Here is a 21,305-nt window from a genome sequence, read left to right as displayed (position 1 = left end):
GTTATTTAGAGCGTATAATTAGAGGAATTACAAATCTGTTACCTAATGACCTGATGGTCTTTAGGTAACAGGTTTCGTTCTTTACCTTGTGTGTCTACTAGCTTGAAAAGCACTACTATCCCGCCAATAAAACTAAAAATTAGCATATTTTGCGAAAACTTTTTTATAAATATTATCGTCAATAGCTATCTAAGAAATCATATTAAACATTATCTTCATCCATAATAAAGCTATAAATATCATTTTCTTATTTGTTTCTAAGGATTGATAATTACTGCTTTTTACACTTTGTTTGTAATCTGGAGTGGGACGGTTGAGCTGAAAGGTTGACTGAGACTGTAACTACGAAGAAAAAACATAAAAGGTGTAGACATCATGCTTAAATTGAAATTTATAAAAAGAAATCTAAAAGAATTAAATGATAAAGGTCACTTTAATAAGTCTTTAACCAAAAAAATTGTAGGCGGTAATACGGATGGTATTGTGACTACCACACATAGTGTCGCCGATCCAGAACCTAAACTTTAGAATTGTTAGTAATGAATGTAGGAAAGGCATTATTAGGGTGCTTCACTACATATTCTTTAATGATCTCTGCTTCTACTTCACCATCTTTTACTATTGAAGTAGAGCCTCCAAGAGTTGAACTCGTGTATGCATATGAAAATGCGATTGCTTTTGAGCTTCTAGCTTCGGAAAATGTAGAAGTTTTTGAAGGAGATATTTTAATTAAGTATATCAATGAAAAAAATGAAGAAAAAAAAATATTAGCCACATCATCCAGCTTAGTTAATTGGATAAGAAAGCATAGCTTTGATCAACAAGGGTTCAGCTCTGGTGATTTACTTATGAAATTGAAGAGTAGGACGATTTATGGTGTTATCAGGATGCCTGGCGATACTGATGAAGGTTTCAAGGTTGGACAATTAGTAACACTATGTAATAGAGGGGTATCTGCGAAAATTATTATCCAGAGCAAAGAAAAAGGAAGCTATACGTTTGTAGCTAATGATGTGTCATTTGAGTGGCAATCAAAAATCGACATCAATATTATGGATAATAATCATGGTTGTGTGTAGTTTTTTTGTTGCGTATGTTGGTATTGTGTTTCATTTTTGTGGTTGTTTTTTTTAAGTTTTATTTATTTTCGCTATGTGATTGTTGAGTTATTGTACTTATTGAGTAGAATGATTAAGTAGATCTTTATAGCTAAAAGTAAATAATGAACGAAGTTAGTTTTTCAAGGAAAGTTAGAGAAGTTCGATTTGGTGAATGGGTTTTGGATCCCAAGTCACAAAGAATATTTGATGGCGAAGTCTCCAGAGAATTGGAGCCTCTTATCTTTAAACTACTTTGTTATTTTATTGTTAATCATGAGTCGGTCGTAACAAGGCAAGACCTTGTTGAGAGTGTTTGGTGTCAGCGCTATGTAGATGATAATGCTATCAATCGCGCTATGTCTGAACTAAGAAAGATCTTACGTTCAAACAAGCAGCAAGGTATTGTGGTTAAAACGCACTACAGTAAAGGTTATAGCTTTTTCCTTGAGCCTGAAATCGTTTATTTCGAAAACACATCCGAGTCTTATCCTCACGATAGTACACCAAAAATCTTTCCCCCTCGTACGGCGTTTATTTTCTATTTTGTACTTGCCATGCTAATCACAAGTCTGATATTCGTTTTTATATCGTTTAAAACACGTGATGTAGATGTGAGAGAAGTTAGTGTTGATGAGAAAACAATTTCTTGGCTTGAAGGTAGTTACAACTCGATCATCATACACCCATCTGAACGATTTATTGCTTTTGAATTTACTCCTGAAGGGGAAGGGTTTTCTAGTGTTATCGTTAGAGACTTAGTGACAAACCAAGAAAATAAGCTTTCACATCAAGGTATTAATCTTTCTCCTTCAGGTTGGTCTTTAAAGTCTAGCGAGCTTTTCGTCAAAAAGATTAGAAACAGCCAATGTGAAATTTGGAAAGTTGACTTAGAGGATAAGGAAAAGTCTCAAAAGTTTATTATGAATTGCGATGAACGGCAGCGTGTAATGGCCGGAATAAGCGATGAAACAATAATATATTCTAAGTTTGGCTATAGAAATAATAATAACTTATCTACAGTTGTGATTAGAAATATAAAATCAGGTGATGAATACCAGATCACTTCTCCAAGTCTTAGCTCATTTGGAGATAACTTTCTTTACTTTGATGAACTGGGTAAAAAGGTATACTTTGAGCGAGTGCAGTTTGGTTTTACGGAATTAATGGTGACAGACATTGAAGGTACAGAGGTAACAAGCTTATATAAAACAGAAGGAAGAATATGGAGAGTGAGTTACGATAAAGAGAATGACTCAATATCGTGGTTTGATAATATCAATCAGGCTATAGTCTACTTTTCATTGAATAAGTTTTCTGTATCAAAAGTCGAAAAGTTAGATAAGAAAAGCGCTTACTCGCTCGCATACAATTTGAGTAATAACAAGATCATAGCTGTGAGTGTTCCATACTCTTTTGATATTTATGATTTCGATTTGCAAGAAAGGAAATTCAGTCCTCTCTACGTGAGTAGCGAAGATGAATTTAAGGCGATCTACAAAGGTGAATTCAATGCTTACCTTAAGAAACACGGTAATGGGTCTAAAGAATTAATACTTACAGGTTCTGGAATTGACAGTGAGGAACCTTGGATGGTAGGAAATATTTTAGACTTTGATCTTGCTGAGAAATCAAAAACGGCGCTCTTCCTATATAAGGATTCATTTAAGGTCTATGACCTAATAACTCGAGAATTGCGAGCTGAAGTTACACTAAAAAACTACCCAATAAGTATTGGATTTAAATCTGAAAATGTTGTTTTTGGCTTAATAAAGAATGACAAATTGAGACAGAACCAAGCATTTCTCTATGACCTAAATGCTATGAAAATGATTCTTTTACCGTTAGACAAGGTGAGCTGGTTTGCCCCCTATAAAAATGGAAGTTATATATATGTCGATGTTGAAGGAAGTGTCTGGGTTAAAGAGAGTGATGGGAGTACTAAAAATGTAGCCAACATAACAAAAAGCTATTTTATAGATTCCTTTGCATTAAGAGAGGGTGAGCTATTTCACTCGGACGGAAAGAACATATTCAAATATAGATTTGAATTGGGTGATTTTAAACCTGAGCTCATAACATCCGAATTACCTAATAATATGTTTATTAATGATATATATATACTTCAGGGAAGTTCAAAGCTAGTTTTAGATACCGTCAGTATATCTTCAAATTCACTAATTTATGCAGATACTAATCGATGAGTATGTAACTCCACTCAATTTAGTACAGCTATTTCGTAGAATTTTATGCAGCCTCAAGATAGCCAATTGGTGTCATATTGACCACGATTCATTATGTTGTGTCGGTGCACTTAATGGTTCAGGTGTTCTTGTTGGAACACGGCGCTTCCCCTTACGTCTCAAGTTTAGTTTTAGCATGTTGTAAACGCGTTCAACACGCTTTTTATTTTATTGCGAAGCCTTTTGAATAGCTTAGGCAGCCCCCACCTAGGATGGCACTCTACCAGCGCAAGTAATGCATCGATAACTTCATCATCTAACGGCCGTTTATGTTTGTAATAAAAAGCTGAGCGGCTTAGCCCTGCCACTTCACAAGCAAATGCGACGCTGACGTTAAATTGAGCTCTTAAATGCTCTACCCAAGCTCTGCGCCTACTTGTTTTTACAGCTTTTTTGCGATGATATCCTCAAGCATCGAGTGCTTTAGGCTAAGCGTTGCAAACATATCTTTTAGCTTACGATTTTCTTCTTCAAGCTCTTTGAGGCGTTTAATATCAGACGCTTCCATACCCATCATGCTATGTATCATTACATTCTTTAAACAGCGAATCTCATTCGTGAGACATTAATTAGAGCTTATCATCACAGTGTGTTCTGGAAATATTAGGCTATATGCAAATAAACAAACACAAAAGAAGGCGCAATATTATTGAAATTGATTGGTAATTAAGCTGTGCATAAAGCCAGCAAGCTCAGACTGATTCGTTTATTATAATTTTGCGGTCAGTCAGGCTTGTCGGAATTATATGAGTGAGTACTTTTACCTAGTTTAAATTGACACACTCAGAGCGCTTTAAGCTAGGTCAGTTATAAAGTTTTGTGTATCAAATTCTTTATGCAAATCGGTATCAAGTAACCCTTGTATTGCACTGGAACTAATAAAAACACCATCTAAGCCGTTTGCTTGTCCCTTAGAGTAGCCATGACTATATGCCCACTTGATTAGCTGATACTCTCTGCTTGAAAGTGTATGATTAGATGTTTTTTCTATTGTATTTTGTTTCATGAGTAACCTACTTTGCTGTTGAGCTTTAACATGAAGTACGGCTCGATGTTGAAGTTGTGTACTTATATATTATCTTTAAGGTTACAGAGGAAAAGTTTTATTTGGTACTTATGAATTCTTATCTACCCTAGCAAATGTTTAAGTTTAAAATTTTGATTTTTAAGCTTTTATTGTTATTTTTTGATTTTTGGTGAGAGCGTGGGAAATTAGTGTGGGGCGTTAGTGTCAATTTGTATCGTAGTAATTATTTTACTAAAAGATACTAAACCCTTTTGAGTTGCAATATAATGACACACTTTACTCTTATCCTTAGTTAGCATCTGAGCTATTAAATTTTATAGGGAGCGTGCCTTACAGGCGTGCAACCTGTTTGTTGTACCTAAATATTAATACGGAGTCATCTGGAATTATGGCTGAAAACCTTGAACAGCTTCTACTTGCGACACTGAATAACAAAGAGTTTCTGCATAGTGAATCATTTGAGTATAAATCACTTTTTCTCAGCTCGGTTACTCCGGACATTTCCAACGCTAGGTTTATGCCATGTATTTTTATTGAAGATGAACATGCAAAACAGTTTATATCGAGAGCGATATCTAAGCGTAAGCTATGTGATCTATACAACGGGGAGAACTATGTTCTTGTTGGTAAATCTTGCATCATAAATTGTCTTAAATATGGCTCAAGTGAATGGAAAAAGGCGAATACAACAATTGAGTCAATCGTTGAGCTTGGAGAAAATATAGCTGTTTCTGAAATGATCCAAGTGCCTACGGTATACCCTATCGATGATGGAAAGTATCAGATACTAACTGGGCACAGACGCTTTTTTGCACTGGTTTTCGCTTATGGGTTTGGCCATGTTGCTCAGTTTAAAGTCTATGCGCGCAAGCCTATACTCTCAAAAGTTAAACAGTTTCAAGAAAATGCTAGTAGAGAGGATCTTCCTCAATACGGTAAGCTTCAAGCATTTTTAGCTGCGATGATGGAAGTGGACTATTTGGATCAAGCTCGCCTTAAAATTGGTGAAAAGCGAATTACAGTTAGGGAAAAGGCAAAATATCTTGGTATTTCTTTTGGGGCTTTTGATAACTACAATGTTTTAACAAGGTACCCAGAGGTCATTCGAGCATACGAAAATGGATTAAGCTTTTCTTTTGTAAAAGTAAAAAAGATCGTTTTGAAAATTGAAAATGATTACAAGGTCCAACACGATAAAAAAGTATTGAATATTGGTGACCGAAAAGCGATTGGTGCAAAAATCTCAGATGCACTAGAGGGGAAAGCTGCCACTAGTATTAAAAAACAGAACTACATTATTAAGAATATCTCTTCGAGTTCATTGCTTAAAAAGCTTTTATTTACTGATATTTCTGAATTAGACCTTGGTGTTGATTGGGAAAATATAAACTGGGAAGATCGGGCTCAAGTGACTACTTTAATCGCTGAAGTAATTGAATTTTTAGATAATAATTAATGTTATAGGTAAAGCATATTTGGTGTAATGCTATCTCGCACTTTTTTGTTGCGTTATAAAGTCACATTTGATGTTTGAATGGATTCACGTAATTTTCCTTAGTTTTTTTGTAGCTCAAGCAATTTAGCTATTACCGTCTATATTAGACACTGCCCCACAGAGGGGGATTGACTAGCTACGCAAATCTTAGTATTGAGTTTTATACTGAGTGAGACACAATCAACGGAAATAAAAATGATGAAAAAATTCGGGCTCGCCATATTGGTGGTATTCAGTACGCTATCTTGGGCTAATGAAAAATTAAATGAAGAACTCTCGGTGTTTACACCTTATCTTGGTACTTGGCAATCGGACTTTGATGTGCCTTCAGATAAACCAAAGATGCAGGATGTCAGTCACTGGGAGCGGGCTTTAAATGGCACAGCCATTCGTACCTTACATTCAATCAACGATGGCATGTACGGCGGAGAGTCATTAATTTTCTGGGATAAAAGTAAAAACAGTCTAGTGTTTTACTATTTTACGACGGCTGGGTTTTACACCCAAGGAACAATGGAAGTCCTGAACCAGAGCGAGTTTGTGGCATACGAAGAGGTTATCAATAACAAAGATGGTATTACAAAGGTGAAATCAACCAGTAAGTTTGAGAGTGGTCAATTTACGGTGTCGACGCAATACTTGAAAAACGGCGAGTGGACTGAACCTGAGTCGCGCATTTATACAAAAAGCGACAAAAAAGTTAAATTTAAGTAAGCCTTAAAGTGCCTCCTTAGAGGCACTGAACTGTGTTATTTACTCTCGATTAGTAAATATCAGGGCAAGTATGGCGACCACACGTATTGGCAACACAATGCGTTAGCCTGTCTTGGCTGAAACGAAGCGCGCCGCCTGCAACCTGTGGAGTCATTACTGCTGGAACAGTTTGCTTGTCAGCTGATAGAGCTTTGATTTTCTTCTTGTTTAACGATAATTTCATTTCAGTATTCCTTCTAAATTATAGGCTCTGATTGAGCTCATTATATTGTAGTTATGTCATCTGATTTATTCTTCAGTGAACAAAAAAGTAACACAACAACTAAGCTAAAACATATTTATTACTTTTTCAACATTTTGCTATTAATTACATTTTCTCAATGTTTCTTTTGCGGCTGATAATGGTGATAGAGATGCTAAGAACTAAGTAGGGCTTAGCATCACATGTTGATCTTATTCGTTATTTTTTCTCTAAACTCAAAGCTCGTCCTTTGCGATCAGAGTTTGGGTGCACCGCTCTAAGCGCCTGTACTTGATTAAGTGAGGCATTGAAGGGCACCCAGTTGCCGTTTTCAAGCTGTGCTTCGATAACAAAACCCGGAATGGCGGTAAAAGCGTCGAGCTTTGCTCCAGATAGCTGTTTTGCGGCGACGACGGGAATGCGAAATTCAATTCCGGCTTGTGCTAACTTAGGTAGTTCTTGATTGCCCAAAATAGCCACGAATCGTTGCCAATCAGCCTCACGTTGCGCCTGTAACTTAGCCGTAAAATATCCGCTAGACTGGCTGTATATACGACCGGCTTGGTAGGGTAATTCCCACTCGGCATGGTGCCATGCACGCTCTGCAAGGGCCAATAGCCGTGGATAAAGCATGTATTCGGCTTGTGCATCACTGCGCAGCATTTCACTCCATAAGTGCCCTTGGAGCCCGGCAAACTTAATCCCTTTGTTTAGTGATGAGTCGCTGTCGTTGGCTATGTAGGCGTGGTTATTGGTATTTTTCCAGATCTCTGCATGTGCAGGAAGGTTGTCTGGCATAAACTCAAATATCTTCTTGCTTTCGATAGCACGGCTTGCCCAGTGATTACCACGCTCTTCTGGGTGAGACTGATATGGAAAGTCAAAGTAGGTTACATCAGGGCTAGACAAGACAACCTGCCAGCCCTGATTGGCGAAGCGATGCGCGACCGCGTGCCCGTTTTCGCTTAATGTCGCCCAAGCATTGCTCTGTACGTTTGCTGGCATATTCGCAGCACGTACATCACCTAAACCGTCGCTCCACCCTGCAACCTGTATTCCTTTTTTATCTAGTAACTTTGCGATCCGTTCAATGAAGTAACCGTTAAAGTTGGTAAAATCTTTCACGCTTGCCTGCAATTTTTTACAAGCCGGCGACTCTAGCCAAGCACCTGCGGTTTCATCTGCACCTATATGGTAAGTGTTGAGTGGTACACCAGCACGGTCATGCAGCACTTTTACTTCGCTTAATACTTTATCGATAAAGGTATAAGTGTTTGCAATACAGACATTTAGCGTGTTGTCGTTGTAATGTTGAATGGAGCTGTAACGCGTCTTATCTGCAGTTTCTACTAATCGATATTGCTGCGCATCCTCAGGTTTGCCTTGTGCCATCAACTTTTTATATCGCGCCTCCATGGCGATGATTGCAGCGCGTGAGTGACCTGGCATATCTAATGAGGGTAACACCTCGATATGATGCGCCTTGGCATAGCGCAGGATCTCAATATAATCCTCTGCAGAGTAAAAGCCATTCACTTGCGCGTTTTTATCATTCCCAGCGCCTAATTGCGGCAATAGGCAGCGAGTTTCGGTCAAATCAAAGCAGCGATAAGCGCCGACAGAGGTGAGTTCGTCAAGACCGTCGATGGCTAAGCGCCAGCCTTCATCATCCGCTAAATGAAGGTGCAGTTTATTTAGCTTATACGCCGCCATCTGTTCAATGGTTTGTAAAATAAAGGCTTTGGAGCGGAAGTTGCGGGCAACATCGATGTGTAAACCACGAAAGTCATACCTTGGTGTATCAATAATATCCACCTTGGGAATACTCAAATCATTAATATCCAACAGTCCTGCGAGGCTTTGTAGCGCATAAAATGCTGCGGCGCTGTTATTGGCTTGGATTGAGATATTATTTTCGGCGACTGTCAGTTGATAATGTGGACTTGATTGCTTATTTGGCTTTACAGCGACATTAACTACAAGTCCGTTCTTGGTGCTTTTTACCCCAAGGGTATTGAGTCGCTGTTGTGCCATGGCGATAGCCTCAGCGGAAACGCCTGAAAGTTGCAGATTGATACCGGCCGCTAAATTGAGTCGTTTATCGGACAGCACTGTCAGTTGTTTGGGTTTTGGTATCAGCCCAACTGCAACATCAAGCGTTGGCTTCACTTGATGTTGATATAAGTATTCACTGCCCATCCACGGCGTGTCATCCTTACTGCTGGTTTGCAGCTGGTTGAGCGTATCAAATGGCGTCAGATAAGGTTGTAGCTCAAGTCCTGTGTCGTTATCGCGCTGGGTTTGCGTGCTTTTGATCACTTGTGGGGTGAGCTTAAGCTGCGCGTCCGTTACAACATAATTTGGCATAAATTCTGAGCGTGTAACCTGAGAGTCCTTGGTATAAAAGCGCACGGTAGTGGGGGCACTTGAAAACCCACTAAACCCTGCTGTAGGCGTGATTTTGTGAATATCACCATTGATATGGGTGATGGCAAAGTTATCGCCCTCAACATGGTAAATCGGCATCAGTTGGCTAAAAAAGATAGCAAAGTCATTATTTGCCTTGGTATTTTCTTTAGCTACGCTAAAACTCAGCTCTGAGTAATAGCACTTTTGTTGTGCCTTGGGGCAGGTGCTCGGCTTGCTATCAAGCAAGGTGTACTTTACATCAAGATTTTGGCCTAACCAGTTTACTGCGGTTTGGTCGAGCGCATAAAGGGGTGACGACACCCCAAAAAGTAGGGCCATAAGCCGATTAAACTTCATTGGCTAGTTCCTTGTTATCATGGTTAATTTTATTGTGTTGAAACAATCCGTATGCCCCTAAAAGTGGCGCGTGATTTAAGGCGCTTGGAATGACACGAACGGATTGATATAAAGCATTGCCAAGCAATTGCTGCATCTTGGCGTCAAGTGCAGCGTTAAAATAGTCATATGAATGCGTCACGGAGCCGCCAAGTACAATGACATCTGGGTTAAGCACCATGACTATTTGCGCGAGTGCATGACCAACGTGACTGCCAAAAGTCTCAAATTGTTGTAGTGCAAATGGGTCGCCACTGTGTGCTTGTTCGGCCAACCACCTCCCTTCAATTCCTTGTCGCCCAAAGAACTGTCCTGAAGCATAATCTTCAATAATTCCATCAAGATAGCTTAAGTTTCCCAGTTCACCTGCAGCACTATGGTTACCCGTATATAAATTACCGTTAAACACAAAACCGGCACCAATGCCTGTGCCAAGGCATACGCCAATTAGGTTGTTGGCATGGTGGCCACCATATAAGTATTCACCAAATGCAAAGCAGTTTGCGTCATTATGGACAACAACAGGCAAAGAAAATTGCTGTTCTAACAATCCCTTCAGAGGCACATTTTGCCAATGAGGAATATTTTGTGTTGTCAGCACGGTGCCGCTGCACACATCCAGTGTGCTTGGTACGCCAATCGCAATACCGGTTGTTTCGGCTGTTAGGTTTTCTTCGATTAAACGGATAACAAAGGCATTAACTTGGTCCAAGTTGGCCTGACTAGGCACCGCATATTGGCGTACCTGCTCGACCTGAGTGTGCGCAACCGAAGCCACGAGGGCTTTGGTGCCACCCAAGTCAATACATAACAAAGAGTGATTCATCGTAATTTAACTATTTTCATTTAGAGGTTGAGACAGCGTCTTTTGACTATTGCCAAAAGTTTTATTTTTAATCAAAGGATTAGCCCATACACCAACACTCAGAATATAGCTAAGTGGCAGTAGTAACAGCAGGGCAGCAAGTTGTAAGTTGTTACTCAATTCAGCTGCAAAACCTATGATGGGAGACATAAAAGCACCGCCAATGATCCCGGTACATAAGATCCCTGTGATTGCGCCATGGCCGGTTTTGAATGAATTTAATGCCAGAGCAAAGATGACCGACCACATAATGGAGAGGAAGAACCCCACAACTGGAAAAGCGATAAGCGCCACGGTAGTGTTACCGAATAACGCACTTAGAAGTGCGATAGCGGCGCCAGAGCTGAATAAAATCAAAAGCTTTTGTGCATCAATGAGTTTAAGTAGTGCCAGTCCAAGTAAACAGCCTAAGGTTAGGCATAACCAGAATTCGCTCACCACTTTGGCGCCTTCAATGGCTGGGTCTAGGCCATGATATTGCTGCAAAAATACGGAAATAAGGTTAGCGACACCTTGTTCTAGCGCAACATAAGCGGCGATGGCGGCAAAAAATTTCAATACGGTGTTATCTTTAAAAAAGCCGATACTTTGTGACCAGCTCAGCTGCTGCTTTTTCTGCTCGGGTACCGCGCTAAATGGCGTAAATTGCGAGAGTAATAGCATCACGACGCTTAGGATTGCGAATACCGCATAGATACTTAGCCAGGTTTTATCTGCTGGGATAACACCAGACAGCGCTCCGCCAAATCCCTCTGCGGTGGTGACTTGAGACTGTAGTTTGCTATACACCAGAGGCGCGAGTGTTGCTGCAGCACCAAACATCAACTGCGCAAACACCGAAAGCACGGCAAAGTGTTCTGAACCACCGCTAGCGCGTAATAGAGGATTGATAGCCACTTGCAGTAGTGCCATGGCACAGCCGAGCATAAACAGTGCAACCATGGCAATGGCAAACGTTGGTATTAGCACAAAGGTCGTTGCGCCAATTGCAGCAAGGGTAAATGCGAGCTGCATAACGGTTTTTTCTCCAAAACGCTGAACTAGCAGTCCCGCTGGAATAGACATCACCCCATAAGCGATAAAAAAGGCGAACGGGAAAAACCCCGCGAGCGTTAGGCCTATGCTGTAACTTTCTATTAATGCTGGAAAAATCGCGCCTAAAATATTGGTGATAAAGGACACCGTAAAAAAGGTTGCCAATACTAAGGCAATCACTAGGTAGCTTTTTTTCATGTTGTATTTCCACCTTCATTAGAGAGCGGGTGATGGCGTGGCGATCTCGCTTGTGGGCAGACAAACAAAAAGATCAAGGGGAATCTCACCACCACCCGCAATTGGGTTATGCACGGAACGCTTGTGCTCGCTGTAATTGTTCCAGTGCTGTTGTATGGGCAGTAAAATGCTCATCACTAAGCTTCGTAAGATAGGCCTTGGCCGCCTGTTCGATATGCTGTGGTGCTTGATCAAAGGGCATTTGGCAGGTGCTATCGCGATGATCCATACCGCCAAGTAAGCAATACCAACTGGGACGAATATAGGGTGAGTGCATCCTGTGTTGGTTGAGCCAGGCATCAAAATCACCACCGCTACGCCAGTGTGTGAGCAGCTCATCGAGCTCGTTTAAGCTCAGTGCTGCGATTTTTGCATCTTGCCAATACGGTGAATCTACGCGCTTGCTGGTGGCGTAATGTGCCTGTACATACTCTTTAATACCGAGCACCAGCTCTGACAGTTGTTGATTGATGGCTTGCGCCTCGAGCTGTTGCGAAAGCAGCCTATTCAATAACTCAATGCTATAACCTGTGACCATCAGCGCAGTGGCTTCGAGTGGTTCAATAAAGCTCTGCGCGAGGCCAATAGCAAACACATTGCCTTCAATACTGCGCGCCATCATGCCCACTTTCATGGTGAGATGTTTGGCTTGTCCTTTATCGAGTTGCGCGGCTTGACGCAGTTGAGCCTCAGCCTCTTCGGGAGTGGTATGTGCGCTGCTGTACACGAAACCATGTCCGGTTCTGCCTTGTAGCGGGATCTGCCAGCGCCAGCCGTACGGCATCGCGATAGCTGAAGTGCTTGAAGGTAGCGGGTTTATTTTATCGCCAGCAATTGCGACAGCTGAATCATTGAGTAACTGATCTGCAAAGGAAATAAAGGGCACTTTGAGTGTTTTCTCTATCAACAGGGCGTTAAACCCTGAGGCATCGACGTAAAAATCGCTTTTCACCTGCTCACCCGACTCAAGTGTTAATGCAATAATTTCTTTGGCGTGATGCTGTACGCTACTCACCGTACTTTGAATATGTTTTACGCCTCGCGCTAGGCTAAATGCCCTTAACCAATCCGCGAGTTTTTGCGCATCAAAGTGATAGCCGTACTCAAGCGCCCTTGGTAATGGACGCTGCGGCAGTGGTGCTTGTTGCTTTTCGGCCAGTACTGCCGCTAAAAAGTAATGTTCGGGCTTATCTATATATTCGCTACCACGACGTCTGGCGTTGGCGTTGACAAAGTAGACTTCCGCTGTTTTTACATCCATTTCAGAGAAGAAGGGATGGAAATAGCTGCCATTGTCGCCATTCCAGTTATCAAAATAGATCCCGGTTTTATAGCTTGCTTGGCATGCGGGCATCCAATCGCGTTCTTTCACACCAAGACTTTGCATAAAAAGCTGCAAATGTGGCGTTGAGCCTTCGCCAACGCCAATTCTGCCAATACTCGATGATTCAATCACTGTGACCGATAAATTGGGTTGATGCTTAGCAAGGTAGGCTGCGCACATCCAACCGGCAGTACCGCCACCAAGGATGGTAAGTGAGTGTATTGTTTTCATAGGCAAATGAGTTTTCATAGGCAAATGACCCCAGCCGCAAGCGACTGGGGCTCCGAGGTTAGAACTTATAGCTGACGCCAAGGTAATAACGCGTACCAAATTCAATGGTGTTCTGCGTTAAGTTGTAGTTGGTGTCGTAAGATTGAATAACCTCATTGGTCAGGTTTACACCCTCTAAGCTGACATCCAGATTTTCCATTGCATGCCACACCAAAGATGCATCCCATTGTTGGTAGCTATCGTTGCGCACCGCTTGTGCTGCACCGACGCCAATCCATTCACTACGCCAGTTATAAGCGATACGTGCACTAAATTGCTCGTTTTCGAAAAATAGCGAGCCGTTGAATGAGTTTTCAGATACTCCCGGCACCATTTCTTTTGCATTATCTGGTGTGGTGGTTTCACTATCCACGTAGGTGTAGTTAGTAATAAAGCCGAAGCCATTATCAAAGCTATGTTGAAGCTGCAGTTCTATCCCTGTTACGTCACCGTCTCCGTTACTACGTGGGCGTGTGACTCGGCATTGATCATACTTAGAAGGGTCGGTACCGCATCCGTCCACATATTCAATCGCTTCGGTAGAAAAGACAACGTTGTCAATTTTCTTCACAAAAACGGCTGCTGAGAGCAAGGAAGCTTCGGTAAAGTAATATTCGACGCCAATATCTGCTTGATCTGCTTCATAAGGTTTAAGGTTCGGGTTACCACCGGTGGCGGAACCAAAGTTGGCATCAATCGCTAGACCTGGTTTTAAGTCGTTATAATTAACTCGAGACATAACGCTGGAGGCGGCCGCACGGATGATAATATCGTCGCTGTAGTCATAAGCGAAGTTGATGCTCGGTAGCCAGTTGTCGTAGTCAACCGTTTCATCGAACACCGTGTTATCAACATAGCCGCTGGACTGCTGTTCTGTATCCACATAGCGTAAACCGATATTACCGCGGAAGTTTTCACCGCTGAATTCACTTTGCACATAGATAGCGAGCATATCTTCTTCGACATTGTAGGTTTTACCAAAATCTTGCTGCTCGATTAATTCACCCGCCTCATACTTGCCAGTGATAAAATCCCACCACTTATCTTCATCGAGCTTGGCGTATGAATTAAGAATATGTCCGCCCGTTTGCGAATGAAGATTGGTAAAAATACCATCACTCCAGTTAGCTAAGCTATTACCATCAGGGACAAAACCAACAACATCCGCTGGGTTTCTTTGTATTGCGATACGTGCAAATTCGTTTTTATTAACCTTCACACCCGCTTTGATGTTCTTGAAGTAATCATGCTCTAGCATCCACTTGATATCGGCTTGTGCATAACTCACTTCATGCTCTTGGACCGTAGTTTGGAAGTTTGATTCCTGAGCAAATTTGAGCTGTGAGGCATCGGTTGGGTCTAGTGAATCAAACCAAATTTGATAAGGGCCGGATGCATCGTAAGTAAAGCCGCCATCAGTACTATTTTGACCGTTAGGGAAGGCTGGATCGCCAATTTTTCCACCCTCATCCGTTGCCGGGATCCACCAACTTGAGGAACCAAACTGTGTACCACCATCAGATGTTGAGCGACCAATAACACCGCTAATCTCGAAAGTATCACCGACGTATTTACCACTGAAGTTTAAGGCATCGACTTCCATGTTTACGGCGTTACGAACAGTGGGGTTGTATATAATGTTCGCGTAAGCTGGCAAAATACGCGCACGCTGTGTACCGCCTGCAGCGTTGTTTTGTACATCAACAGCACCTGCACCACGGGCACTTACGGTAAGAAAGTTATGGTTTACATGTGGATTGTCAAACTCAAAGCGAAAGTAGTCTACCGCAAATTCGGTGTTATCGCTTGGTGCAAATTGCGCGGTAAGTTGCGCGCTGGTGCGCTCGCGCTCAGCTCTGAATGCTTGCGAGCCGATAGCCCAAGCGCCCACTGTAGATGCTTGTCCCGTGTCTTGATCCGCCGCAAAATATTCATAGTAGCCACCAATGGACTCAATAACGTGACGGCCTGAAGTCAGGTTCTCAATAGAGTATGCTGCGAGCACACCAAATTTTTCATCGTCACTTTTCCAGCTACCTAAAAATGAGCCACTTATATCATTTTCATCATACAAGGTAGAGCGGCCCATTTCTGCTGACACCATGTAAGTGTGTGCATCTAAGTCCAGAGGTTTACGCGTGACAAGATTCACTGTACCACCCAGCGCACCTTCTTCAAGGTTTGCTTCAGGCGTTTTGTAGACGTTCACTGCCGAAACTTGCTCTGCTGATAACAGCTCCATGTTAAAAGTACGTGTCGATGGACCCAAATCATACCAATCGGTACTGGCGACAGATTGGCCATTTAATAGAATGCGAGATTGCTCGGGCGCGGTACCACGGATAGTAACACCACTTACTTCACCATATTGGCGATCGACCGTGACCCCAGAAATACGCTGTAGCGCATCACCAATGTTTTTGTCGGGAAACTTACCAATATCTTCCGAGGTGATAGCATCAACAATACCATCTGCAAAGCGCTTGGTGTTCATTGAAGCTTCAAGCGAGCGGCGAATGCCTCTTACTTCAATCACTTCGACTTTTTCTGTTGCGCTTTGTTCTTCGGCTAATGCTGATGGTGCAGCGGTGAGTAAAAGGGGGGATAAGGTACTTGCTGTCACGATGGCGGCAAGTTTATTCAATTTAAATTGCTTCAACTTAGTTGTTTTCATTGTTCTGCCCATTGTTCCTATTTGTTGTTGGCAGAAGCTAGGGTATCGCCTTGAGTGTTTTTTAAGCGGTATATTTCTATCTACTAATGATACTTTTCACGCTTAAATGAGCGTAATTTGACAAAAATACTTCACTGCACTTCAGGCTGTCGCTATATTTCGATAGATTAATATTGTTTGGTGATTGAATTTGCATGGTGTGCAACTAGGTGTAACGAGCAGTTGTTTTAAAATTTATAACATGCCGATTTTAAATAAGTTTATTAATGTAAAAGGAAATTGCTATGCGAGCGATGTACGAGAAAGTACTACCATCTCCTGGATGTTCATGGCGTTATTGCCTGTATCAATTGCCCGAAATTCCCTTTAATTGGCACTATCATCCGGAATATGAGATCTGTTTGACGCTCAACAGTGTCGGTGTATGTCATGTGGGTGATCATATCGCCCCTTACGAAGACTTAGATTTGGTTATCCTAGGTCCTGACTTACCACATACTTGGCAGTCAAAGCCGAATCCGGATCACTCCGCTCACGTTGTCCATGTTGCACAAATACCCGCGCACTGGTTGGAGTCTTTAGTGGCTCAGCACCCTGAATTACACGGCTTATCTGAATTGTTAAATGCAGCGCGCCGTGGCGTCAAATTTCCTGTGGAAGTCGCAAGGCAAGCGAAAAAGTGGTTTGAGCAAATCGCGGATGCCGAGCCGTTAATGCGCTTTGTGCTTTTGCTCGAAATGTTAACGCAGATGACGACATCGAACTATCAACATTTAGCCAGTAGTGGCTTTCGCTTTGACGCCCGCCATGACCCCGCGAAAGACAAGTTCGACCGGGTTATTGCCTATATCTATGACAATTACACCGACAAATTAAGCGCCGATGAGCTTGCACAACAAGTGCACATGAGCACCAATCACTTTCATCGTTTCTTTAAAAAGCGCACGGAGCGTACTGTGACGGAATTTATCAATCAGCTGCGTATTGCCAAGGCCTGCAAACTATTAATTAGCTCCGCCTCTCCCATTAGTGTGATATCGGATCAATGTGGTTTTAATAATATTTCTAATTTTAATCGTCGTTTTCAAGCGTTGAAGGCGTGTACACCCAGTGAATTTCGCGCACGGCTGCACCAAAAGGCATTGTATTGATCTAAACGTGGGCCTGTTTATTGTGCTTTTTAATCAAAACTTTAATTCAAACCATGAATATTTCGTAATGCTATGATATTCATGCTTATTCCTAAATATTCAACTTGGTATTTACCAAGGAATTGCCAAGAATGTGCGAGGTCGCAACAATAATAAACGAGGATGACCGTGATGACACTAGGACACTTTATTAAACAGATCCGTACACAAAAAGGCTTGAGCCAACCTCAGCTAGCTGAGCAAATGTGTGTTGAGCAAAGCTATTTATCTAAACTAGAAAACGACAAATCCGTGCCTTCTAACGAGGTATTTAGAAAGTTGCTAACGGCGCTCAATTTATCCTTAGATGAGTGTATGCAAACCTTATCAGCGCAAGGGAAACGTGAAGAATTAAGCCAAATTCCAGACATCGAATATTGGTATAAGCAACATCAGCAATCAAAACAAAAGCAATATAAGCAACTTGCGATGTTGGCTATTTTGCTAGTGTCTCTCGGTGTCGGATTATTTTGGAGTGGCTACAAACAGATATTTTTTAGTGAAAAGCTGTTTGAATATGAATCTCAAGGTGTATTGCAAGCCGGTGAGCCCGTCGAGCTATATAGAAAGTGGCGCTTTCTCCTTGTTCCTCATAGTAGGAATAGCGATATTGAATTTGTGGAGCAAGTTAAGCTTGCCATGGCGAAACGTTTAGACAAAAAAACGGTATTTTTCTCAGACTATAGGGGAAGCGCTTATACCGAAACGGTAACCGATGGTAGAAGGCATTATCGTTTTCAAGGCCCTAAATTTAGTGAGCGTGTAGAAAACGCCTGGCTGCAATTTGTTGGCTTATTATGCTTCTCTGCTGGGGTTATGCTAACTTTAGTAGGCAAACGGTTAGTTAAGCCTTAGTTTATTAAACCTTAAGGTAAAGGTGTAAGATGCAAAAGCGATTTTTTTTTGGTATTGGCATGGATGACGACGTTCGAGCGCATATCGGTCAGTGGCTGGTGGATAGCGTGAGTGCCAGTAAAGCCAATACACAACCAAGTAATTGGCATCTTACACTGGCGTTTCTTGCTATGGTAGAAGAGTCACAAGTAGCCGAGCTTTGTGATTTTGCTAGTAGTTTATCGGTGCCTAAATTTACACTCTCCTTTGATGACTATGGCTACTGGCAGCACAATGGTATTTTTTACTTAAAGCCCGAACAAAAACCACAAGCTTTGCTTGATTTAGCCAATCCACTGCGTGCTTTTGGAGAAAAATGCGATCTCTATCATAATCCGCATCCGTTCTCACCACATACCACACTATTTAGAAATTGTAAGCCAGAGCCGAGTGTTACGAAGCCCATTACGCCTTTTTCACTCACAGTAAAGAAATTTCATCTCTATCATTCTCACCGCAATGAGCGTGGCTTGATCTATGACCCTATTGAGTCATTTTTTCTGAGCTGAACTTAAGACAGCCAGCGCTTTAGCTTTTTAACCAAAGTTTCAAACCAAGTGAGTTGATAACGCTGGTATTTGTCGCACTTGAGGAATAGCTTTTTGGTGGCCTCGTTTCGTGCTGGACTAATATGTAGGCGACTGCACTCTTTACTTGCGCTGTGCCAATCTTGTGCGCTGACGGCTTTAATCAAATTAGGGAAAGCCAAAAATAACTTACTGGTACCGAGGTTGTAAGCCATATCCAACAGCGCAATCTTAGCGGGGGTTGGTAACAACTGATAAGGAATGCTACCGGTATCTTGCTTGGCAAGAAAGTGCACTAAATGCTGTTCAAATTCTTTGATCTGTTCTTTAAGGTATTGTTTAGACGCTTTTGGTGGCAAGGTAAGCTCGGTATATTGCGCATACCAAGAAGCCTTGTAGCCGCTGGGTTTGCCCTTAATCTTACGGTATTCATCGCGCTTTTGTTGCAAGGTGGCAGACCGTTTAGAGCGCCTATCCCGCATTGGTAACTGGCAAAATTGCTCAACACTTTGCATATGAAAACCAACACCAATCGTCGGATTGGCATTTACGTCTAGGTACAAATGCAGTACCTCGCCCTCAAATTGCAATAGATGCTGTATTACTCGTTGATAGAATTTGTCGGTGTCGTTGAACAACTAGGTACCTCAGTGATCACTGCTTTTTCGTTCGTGGTATAGCACTGTTTTAGTATAGAACAGTAGCAGGCCTCTGCCTTAAAAACCGATTTGTGGGCATCAATTTTATCCCATAATCCACGATTAAAATTGCTTTTTGGCATGGTAAAAATGTTGAAAGTGTCGCCATCTGCCAGCAAAATCTTTTGTGGCGCACTGGAAACATACCAGCCAAACTTTTTTAGATAATTGATATTTGACTCTTCGTTTTGAGCATCGCTAAGCGCTGCTTGATAGGCATTGAGGTTGCAGCATGCATCCATAAGTTCGGTAACATCAAAGTAATTTTCGCCATCAAACTCGTACTTAATGTAGTGGATTATGGCAGGTCCGGTCCCCGAATTGCGAATATCGACTCGAATGGTTGCTTGAGTGGAGTCTAAATCAAAGTTGCTATAGCTAAATTGAAGCCATGGCCAAGTTTCAGTTTTTAGCTGCTTTTCGGCTGCGGAAACTTGCTCCTGAGCAGCCTTTGCTTGCAGATAAGTTGCGTAAAACGACGCTGCGGAAATAAACATCGCACACAAAGCCAAAATGGTATTCATTTTGGAGCGAGAAAGTTTAAAGGAGCCCCTTGAGTGTCTTGAGTTGTGTGGCTGTGGCCGAGCAGGCTTTGCTGCCTGCGTTTCGGCTACATTTTCAGAGGGTAAGTTATTATTGTTATGTTCTGACATATTTATCCAACTGACACTACGGCCTAAGGCGACAGAAATACGAGTAACGTATCGCCAATTTTCAGTCTATCTGTCGATAGCTGGTTCCATTGCTTTAGCTTAGCGACACTGACATTAAATTGCTTAGCTATGCGCCATAAACTATCGCCGTGTTTTATCTTATAGTCCAGTTGTTTGTCAGCCAAAATGGGCAAAATTAGCTTTTTTCCTGCACGAATTCGGTCACTCTTTAATTGATTAAAGGTTTTTAACTCGGCGACGGTTAGCGAATAGCGTTTTGCAATGGTGCTGAGAGAGTCTCCACGTCGGATAGTATAATGTTGCCATGTATCTGCAGGCATTTTTGGTAAGTGTGTGAGCATGGTTTGCCACTCTGACACGCGCGCTGTGGGAATGACAATATGCTCAGGGCCGCCGAGTAATGCTGGAAAACGTGCATAGCCTGGATTTAATACCTCGACTTCTTTCCAGCCTTTGAGATCAGATAAAATGGCTTGTTGTTCGAGTTTAATAACGCTGATCAGCGAGCGATTAGGGATCTTAGGAAACTTCATCAAGTCATGCTTTAACAACTGTGATGCCGCAAGTAGCTTTGGTACGTAGTGGCTGGTTTGACGTGGTAGCTTCAAATGGAAAAAGTCAGTTGGTTTACCTGCTTTTTTATTTCGTTCAATGGCCGCAAGCACTCTACCTTCACCTGTGTTATAGGCGGCAATGGCATGATACCAATCACCATCAAAACGTTTGTGGAGGTATTGCAAAAAGTCCAATGCGACGCGGGTCGAGTCTACGATATCTTGGCGACCGTCATACCAAGCGTTGATCTTGGCACCATAATGTTTTGCGATCAGCGGCGTGAGTTGCCACAAACCTGAAGCATGCTTGTGAGAATAGGCTTGGGTGTTAAAGTCACTTTCTATTAGCGGCATCAATGCAAGCTCTATTGGCATATCGCGCTTTTCGACTTCTTCTACTAAGTAATAAAGTAGCGGCGCTGCACGTTCACTGATGGTATCCATATAATTGGGATGCCTGAGGTACCAATCAATCCGTTGTTTTACACGCTTATCGTCGGAATCGGCAAAGCTGAGTTGATCTTTAATACGGAGCCATAAATCATCAGTTGCGAGTGGATCATATGGCGTTTTAACCACCGTTTTAGCTTCGTCTTTGACTGTATTTTTTGGCTTGTTATGAGTAGATTGTACGGCGTTATCTGGCGTTGGTTCATTCTGTTGAGGTTGCTGTATTTGGCTACAGCCATTTAGCAGCAGGATTGCTGCAAGTAATGGAGTGATGAGGTTTTTCATAGAGCC

The 21,305-nt window shown here is 42.1% G+C and carries 19 protein-coding genes; 8 read left to right on the top strand and 11 right to left on the bottom strand.

From position 1 onward, the window contains the following. Positions 1 to 375: 375 nt before the first annotated feature. The 3 genes from CTT31_RS17845 (at position 376) to CTT31_RS17835 (ending at position 3,301) form a co-directional block, all read left to right on the top strand. Positions 376 to 528 (top strand): hypothetical protein, encoded by a 153-nt coding sequence (locus CTT31_RS17845; protein WP_260491696.1) that lies wholly within the window; start codon positions 376 to 378, stop codon positions 526 to 528. A gap of 11 nt (positions 529 to 539) precedes the next feature. Continuing rightward, positions 540 to 1,079 (top strand): hypothetical protein, encoded by a 540-nt coding sequence (locus CTT31_RS17840; protein WP_260491695.1) that lies wholly within the window; start codon positions 540 to 542, stop codon positions 1,077 to 1,079. Between the two features lie 143 nt (positions 1,080 to 1,222). Further along, complete coding sequence (locus tag CTT31_RS17835) at positions 1,223 to 3,301, top strand: winged helix-turn-helix domain-containing protein (protein WP_211858908.1); 2,079 nt, start codon at positions 1,223 to 1,225, stop codon at positions 3,299 to 3,301. 421 nt (positions 3,302 to 3,722) lie between these two features. Here CTT31_RS17835 and CTT31_RS17830 read toward each other — a convergent pair whose 3' ends face one another. Together CTT31_RS17830 and CTT31_RS17825 are read right to left on the bottom strand one after the other, a co-directional pair. Beyond that, positions 3,723 to 3,869 (bottom strand): hypothetical protein, encoded by a 147-nt coding sequence (locus tag CTT31_RS17830; RefSeq protein WP_211858907.1) that lies wholly within the window; start codon positions 3,867 to 3,869, stop codon positions 3,723 to 3,725. Between the two features lie 264 nt (positions 3,870 to 4,133). After that, positions 4,134 to 4,346 carry a hypothetical protein gene (locus CTT31_RS17825; RefSeq protein ID WP_045965510.1) on the bottom strand — a complete coding sequence of 71 codons (213 nt, stop codon included), beginning with the start codon at positions 4,344 to 4,346 and terminating at the stop codon, positions 4,134 to 4,136. Between the two features lie 409 nt (positions 4,347 to 4,755). Here CTT31_RS17825 and CTT31_RS17820 point away from each other — a divergent pair, with 409 nt between their 5' ends. Together CTT31_RS17820 and CTT31_RS17815 are read left to right on the top strand one after the other, a co-directional pair. Next, entirely contained in the window at positions 4,756 to 5,823 is a 1,068-nt protein-coding gene (locus CTT31_RS17820; protein ID WP_039493195.1) for a ParB/RepB/Spo0J family partition protein, read from the top strand. 234 nt (positions 5,824 to 6,057) lie between these two features. After that, complete coding sequence (locus CTT31_RS17815) at positions 6,058 to 6,576, top strand: hypothetical protein (protein ID WP_039493197.1); 519 nt, start codon at positions 6,058 to 6,060, stop codon at positions 6,574 to 6,576. Positions 6,577 to 6,625: 49 nt separating this feature from the next. Here the strand turns inward: CTT31_RS17815 and CTT31_RS17810 are convergent, their stop codons facing one another. From CTT31_RS17810 to CTT31_RS17785, 6 genes are all read right to left on the bottom strand, one after another. Then, on the bottom strand, positions 6,626 to 6,799 hold the full coding sequence (locus CTT31_RS17810) for a hypothetical protein (protein ID WP_017218574.1): 174 nt from the start codon (positions 6,797 to 6,799) through the stop codon (positions 6,626 to 6,628). 237 nt (positions 6,800 to 7,036) lie between these two features. Beyond that, on the bottom strand, positions 7,037 to 9,583 hold the full coding sequence (locus tag CTT31_RS17805; protein ID WP_260491694.1) for a family 20 glycosylhydrolase: 2,547 nt from the start codon (positions 9,581 to 9,583) through the stop codon (positions 7,037 to 7,039). Continuing rightward, positions 9,573 to 10,448: an ROK family protein gene (locus CTT31_RS17800; RefSeq protein ID WP_260491693.1), complete on the bottom strand. Its 876-nt coding sequence runs from the start codon at positions 10,446 to 10,448 to the stop codon at positions 9,573 to 9,575. The genes CTT31_RS17805 and CTT31_RS17800 overlap by 11 nt, the downstream gene beginning before the upstream one ends. A 6-nt stretch (positions 10,449 to 10,454) precedes the next feature. Next, positions 10,455 to 11,720 carry an MFS transporter gene (locus tag CTT31_RS17795; RefSeq protein ID WP_260491692.1) on the bottom strand — a complete coding sequence of 422 codons (1,266 nt, stop codon included), beginning with the start codon at positions 11,718 to 11,720 and terminating at the stop codon, positions 10,455 to 10,457. Positions 11,721 to 11,826: 106 nt separating this feature from the next. Beyond that, positions 11,827 to 13,314, bottom strand: coding sequence for a tryptophan halogenase family protein (locus CTT31_RS17790; RefSeq protein ID WP_260491691.1), 1,488 nt, complete (start codon positions 13,312 to 13,314; stop codon positions 11,827 to 11,829). 58 nt (positions 13,315 to 13,372) lie between these two features. Then, positions 13,373 to 16,027, bottom strand: coding sequence for a TonB-dependent receptor (locus tag CTT31_RS17785; protein WP_260491690.1), 2,655 nt, complete (start codon positions 16,025 to 16,027; stop codon positions 13,373 to 13,375). Between the two features lie 284 nt (positions 16,028 to 16,311). Here CTT31_RS17785 and CTT31_RS17780 point away from each other — a divergent pair, with 284 nt between their 5' ends. The 3 genes from CTT31_RS17780 (at position 16,312) to thpR (ending at position 18,620) form a co-directional block, all read left to right on the top strand. Then, positions 16,312 to 17,178, top strand: a complete 867-nt coding sequence (locus CTT31_RS17780) for a helix-turn-helix domain-containing protein (RefSeq protein ID WP_260491689.1) — start codon at positions 16,312 to 16,314, stop codon at positions 17,176 to 17,178. A gap of 171 nt (positions 17,179 to 17,349) precedes the next feature. Then, positions 17,350 to 18,072 (top strand): helix-turn-helix domain-containing protein, encoded by a 723-nt coding sequence (locus tag CTT31_RS17775; RefSeq protein ID WP_017218581.1) that lies wholly within the window; start codon positions 17,350 to 17,352, stop codon positions 18,070 to 18,072. A gap of 29 nt (positions 18,073 to 18,101) precedes the next feature. Next, on the top strand, positions 18,102 to 18,620 hold the full coding sequence (thpR, locus tag CTT31_RS17770; RefSeq protein ID WP_260491688.1) for an RNA 2',3'-cyclic phosphodiesterase: 519 nt from the start codon (positions 18,102 to 18,104) through the stop codon (positions 18,618 to 18,620). A 2-nt stretch (positions 18,621 to 18,622) separates the two neighbouring features. Here the strand turns inward: thpR and CTT31_RS17765 are convergent, their stop codons facing one another. Genes CTT31_RS17765 through CTT31_RS17755 form a run of 3 tightly spaced genes read right to left on the bottom strand, consistent with a single transcriptional unit; the run spans position 18,623 to position 21,299 of the window. After that, entirely contained in the window at positions 18,623 to 19,276 is a 654-nt protein-coding gene (locus tag CTT31_RS17765) for a lysozyme family protein (RefSeq protein WP_017218583.1), read from the bottom strand. Beyond that, entirely contained in the window at positions 19,240 to 19,989 is a 750-nt protein-coding gene (locus tag CTT31_RS17760) for a hypothetical protein (protein ID WP_017218584.1), read from the bottom strand. The genes CTT31_RS17765 and CTT31_RS17760 overlap by 37 nt, the downstream gene beginning before the upstream one ends. Before the next feature lie 23 nt (positions 19,990 to 20,012). Next, entirely contained in the window at positions 20,013 to 21,299 is a 1,287-nt protein-coding gene (locus tag CTT31_RS17755) for a LysM peptidoglycan-binding domain-containing protein (protein ID WP_017218585.1), read from the bottom strand. Between the last annotated feature and the right edge of the window lie 6 nt (positions 21,300 to 21,305).

The sequence above is a fragment of the Pseudoalteromonas maricaloris genome, assembly GCF_024746855.1.
Lineage (GTDB): Bacteria > Pseudomonadota > Gammaproteobacteria > Enterobacterales > Alteromonadaceae > Pseudoalteromonas > Pseudoalteromonas maricaloris.
This window is presented reverse-complemented; position numbering and strand designations above follow the sequence as displayed.

Coding starts and splice junctions, on each gene's coding strand:
- CTT31_RS17820 (WP_039493195.1), top strand. CDS start 4,756: ATGGCTGAAAACCTTGAACAGCTTCTACTTGCGACACTGAATAACAAA.
- CTT31_RS17785 (WP_260491690.1), bottom strand. CDS start 16,027: ATGAAAACAACTAAGTTGAAGCAATTTAAATTGAATAAACTTGCCGCC.
- CTT31_RS17840 (WP_260491695.1), top strand. CDS start 540: ATGAATGTAGGAAAGGCATTATTAGGGTGCTTCACTACATATTCTTTA.
- thpR (WP_260491688.1), top strand. CDS start 18,102: ATGCAAAAGCGATTTTTTTTTGGTATTGGCATGGATGACGACGTTCGA.
- CTT31_RS17790 (WP_260491691.1), bottom strand. CDS start 13,314: ATGAAAACAATACACTCACTTACCATCCTTGGTGGCGGTACTGCCGGT.
- CTT31_RS17800 (WP_260491693.1), bottom strand. CDS start 10,448: ATGAATCACTCTTTGTTATGTATTGACTTGGGTGGCACCAAAGCCCTC.
- CTT31_RS17780 (WP_260491689.1), top strand. CDS start 16,312: ATGCGAGCGATGTACGAGAAAGTACTACCATCTCCTGGATGTTCATGG.
- CTT31_RS17815 (WP_039493197.1), top strand. CDS start 6,058: ATGATGAAAAAATTCGGGCTCGCCATATTGGTGGTATTCAGTACGCTA.
- CTT31_RS17825 (WP_045965510.1), bottom strand. CDS start 4,346: ATGAAACAAAATACAATAGAAAAAACATCTAATCATACACTTTCAAGC.
- CTT31_RS17830 (WP_211858907.1), bottom strand. CDS start 3,869: ATGATACATAGCATGATGGGTATGGAAGCGTCTGATATTAAACGCCTC.
- CTT31_RS17795 (WP_260491692.1), bottom strand. CDS start 11,720: ATGAAAAAAAGCTACCTAGTGATTGCCTTAGTATTGGCAACCTTTTTT.
- CTT31_RS17755 (WP_017218585.1), bottom strand. CDS start 21,299: ATGAAAAACCTCATCACTCCATTACTTGCAGCAATCCTGCTGCTAAAT.
- CTT31_RS17760 (WP_017218584.1), bottom strand. CDS start 19,989: ATGTCAGAACATAACAATAATAACTTACCCTCTGAAAATGTAGCCGAA.
- CTT31_RS17810 (WP_017218574.1), bottom strand. CDS start 6,799: ATGAAATTATCGTTAAACAAGAAGAAAATCAAAGCTCTATCAGCTGAC.
- CTT31_RS17775 (WP_017218581.1), top strand. CDS start 17,350: ATGACACTAGGACACTTTATTAAACAGATCCGTACACAAAAAGGCTTG.
- CTT31_RS17835 (WP_211858908.1), top strand. CDS start 1,223: ATGAACGAAGTTAGTTTTTCAAGGAAAGTTAGAGAAGTTCGATTTGGT.
- CTT31_RS17845 (WP_260491696.1), top strand. CDS start 376: ATGCTTAAATTGAAATTTATAAAAAGAAATCTAAAAGAATTAAATGAT.
- CTT31_RS17805 (WP_260491694.1), bottom strand. CDS start 9,583: ATGAAGTTTAATCGGCTTATGGCCCTACTTTTTGGGGTGTCGTCACCC.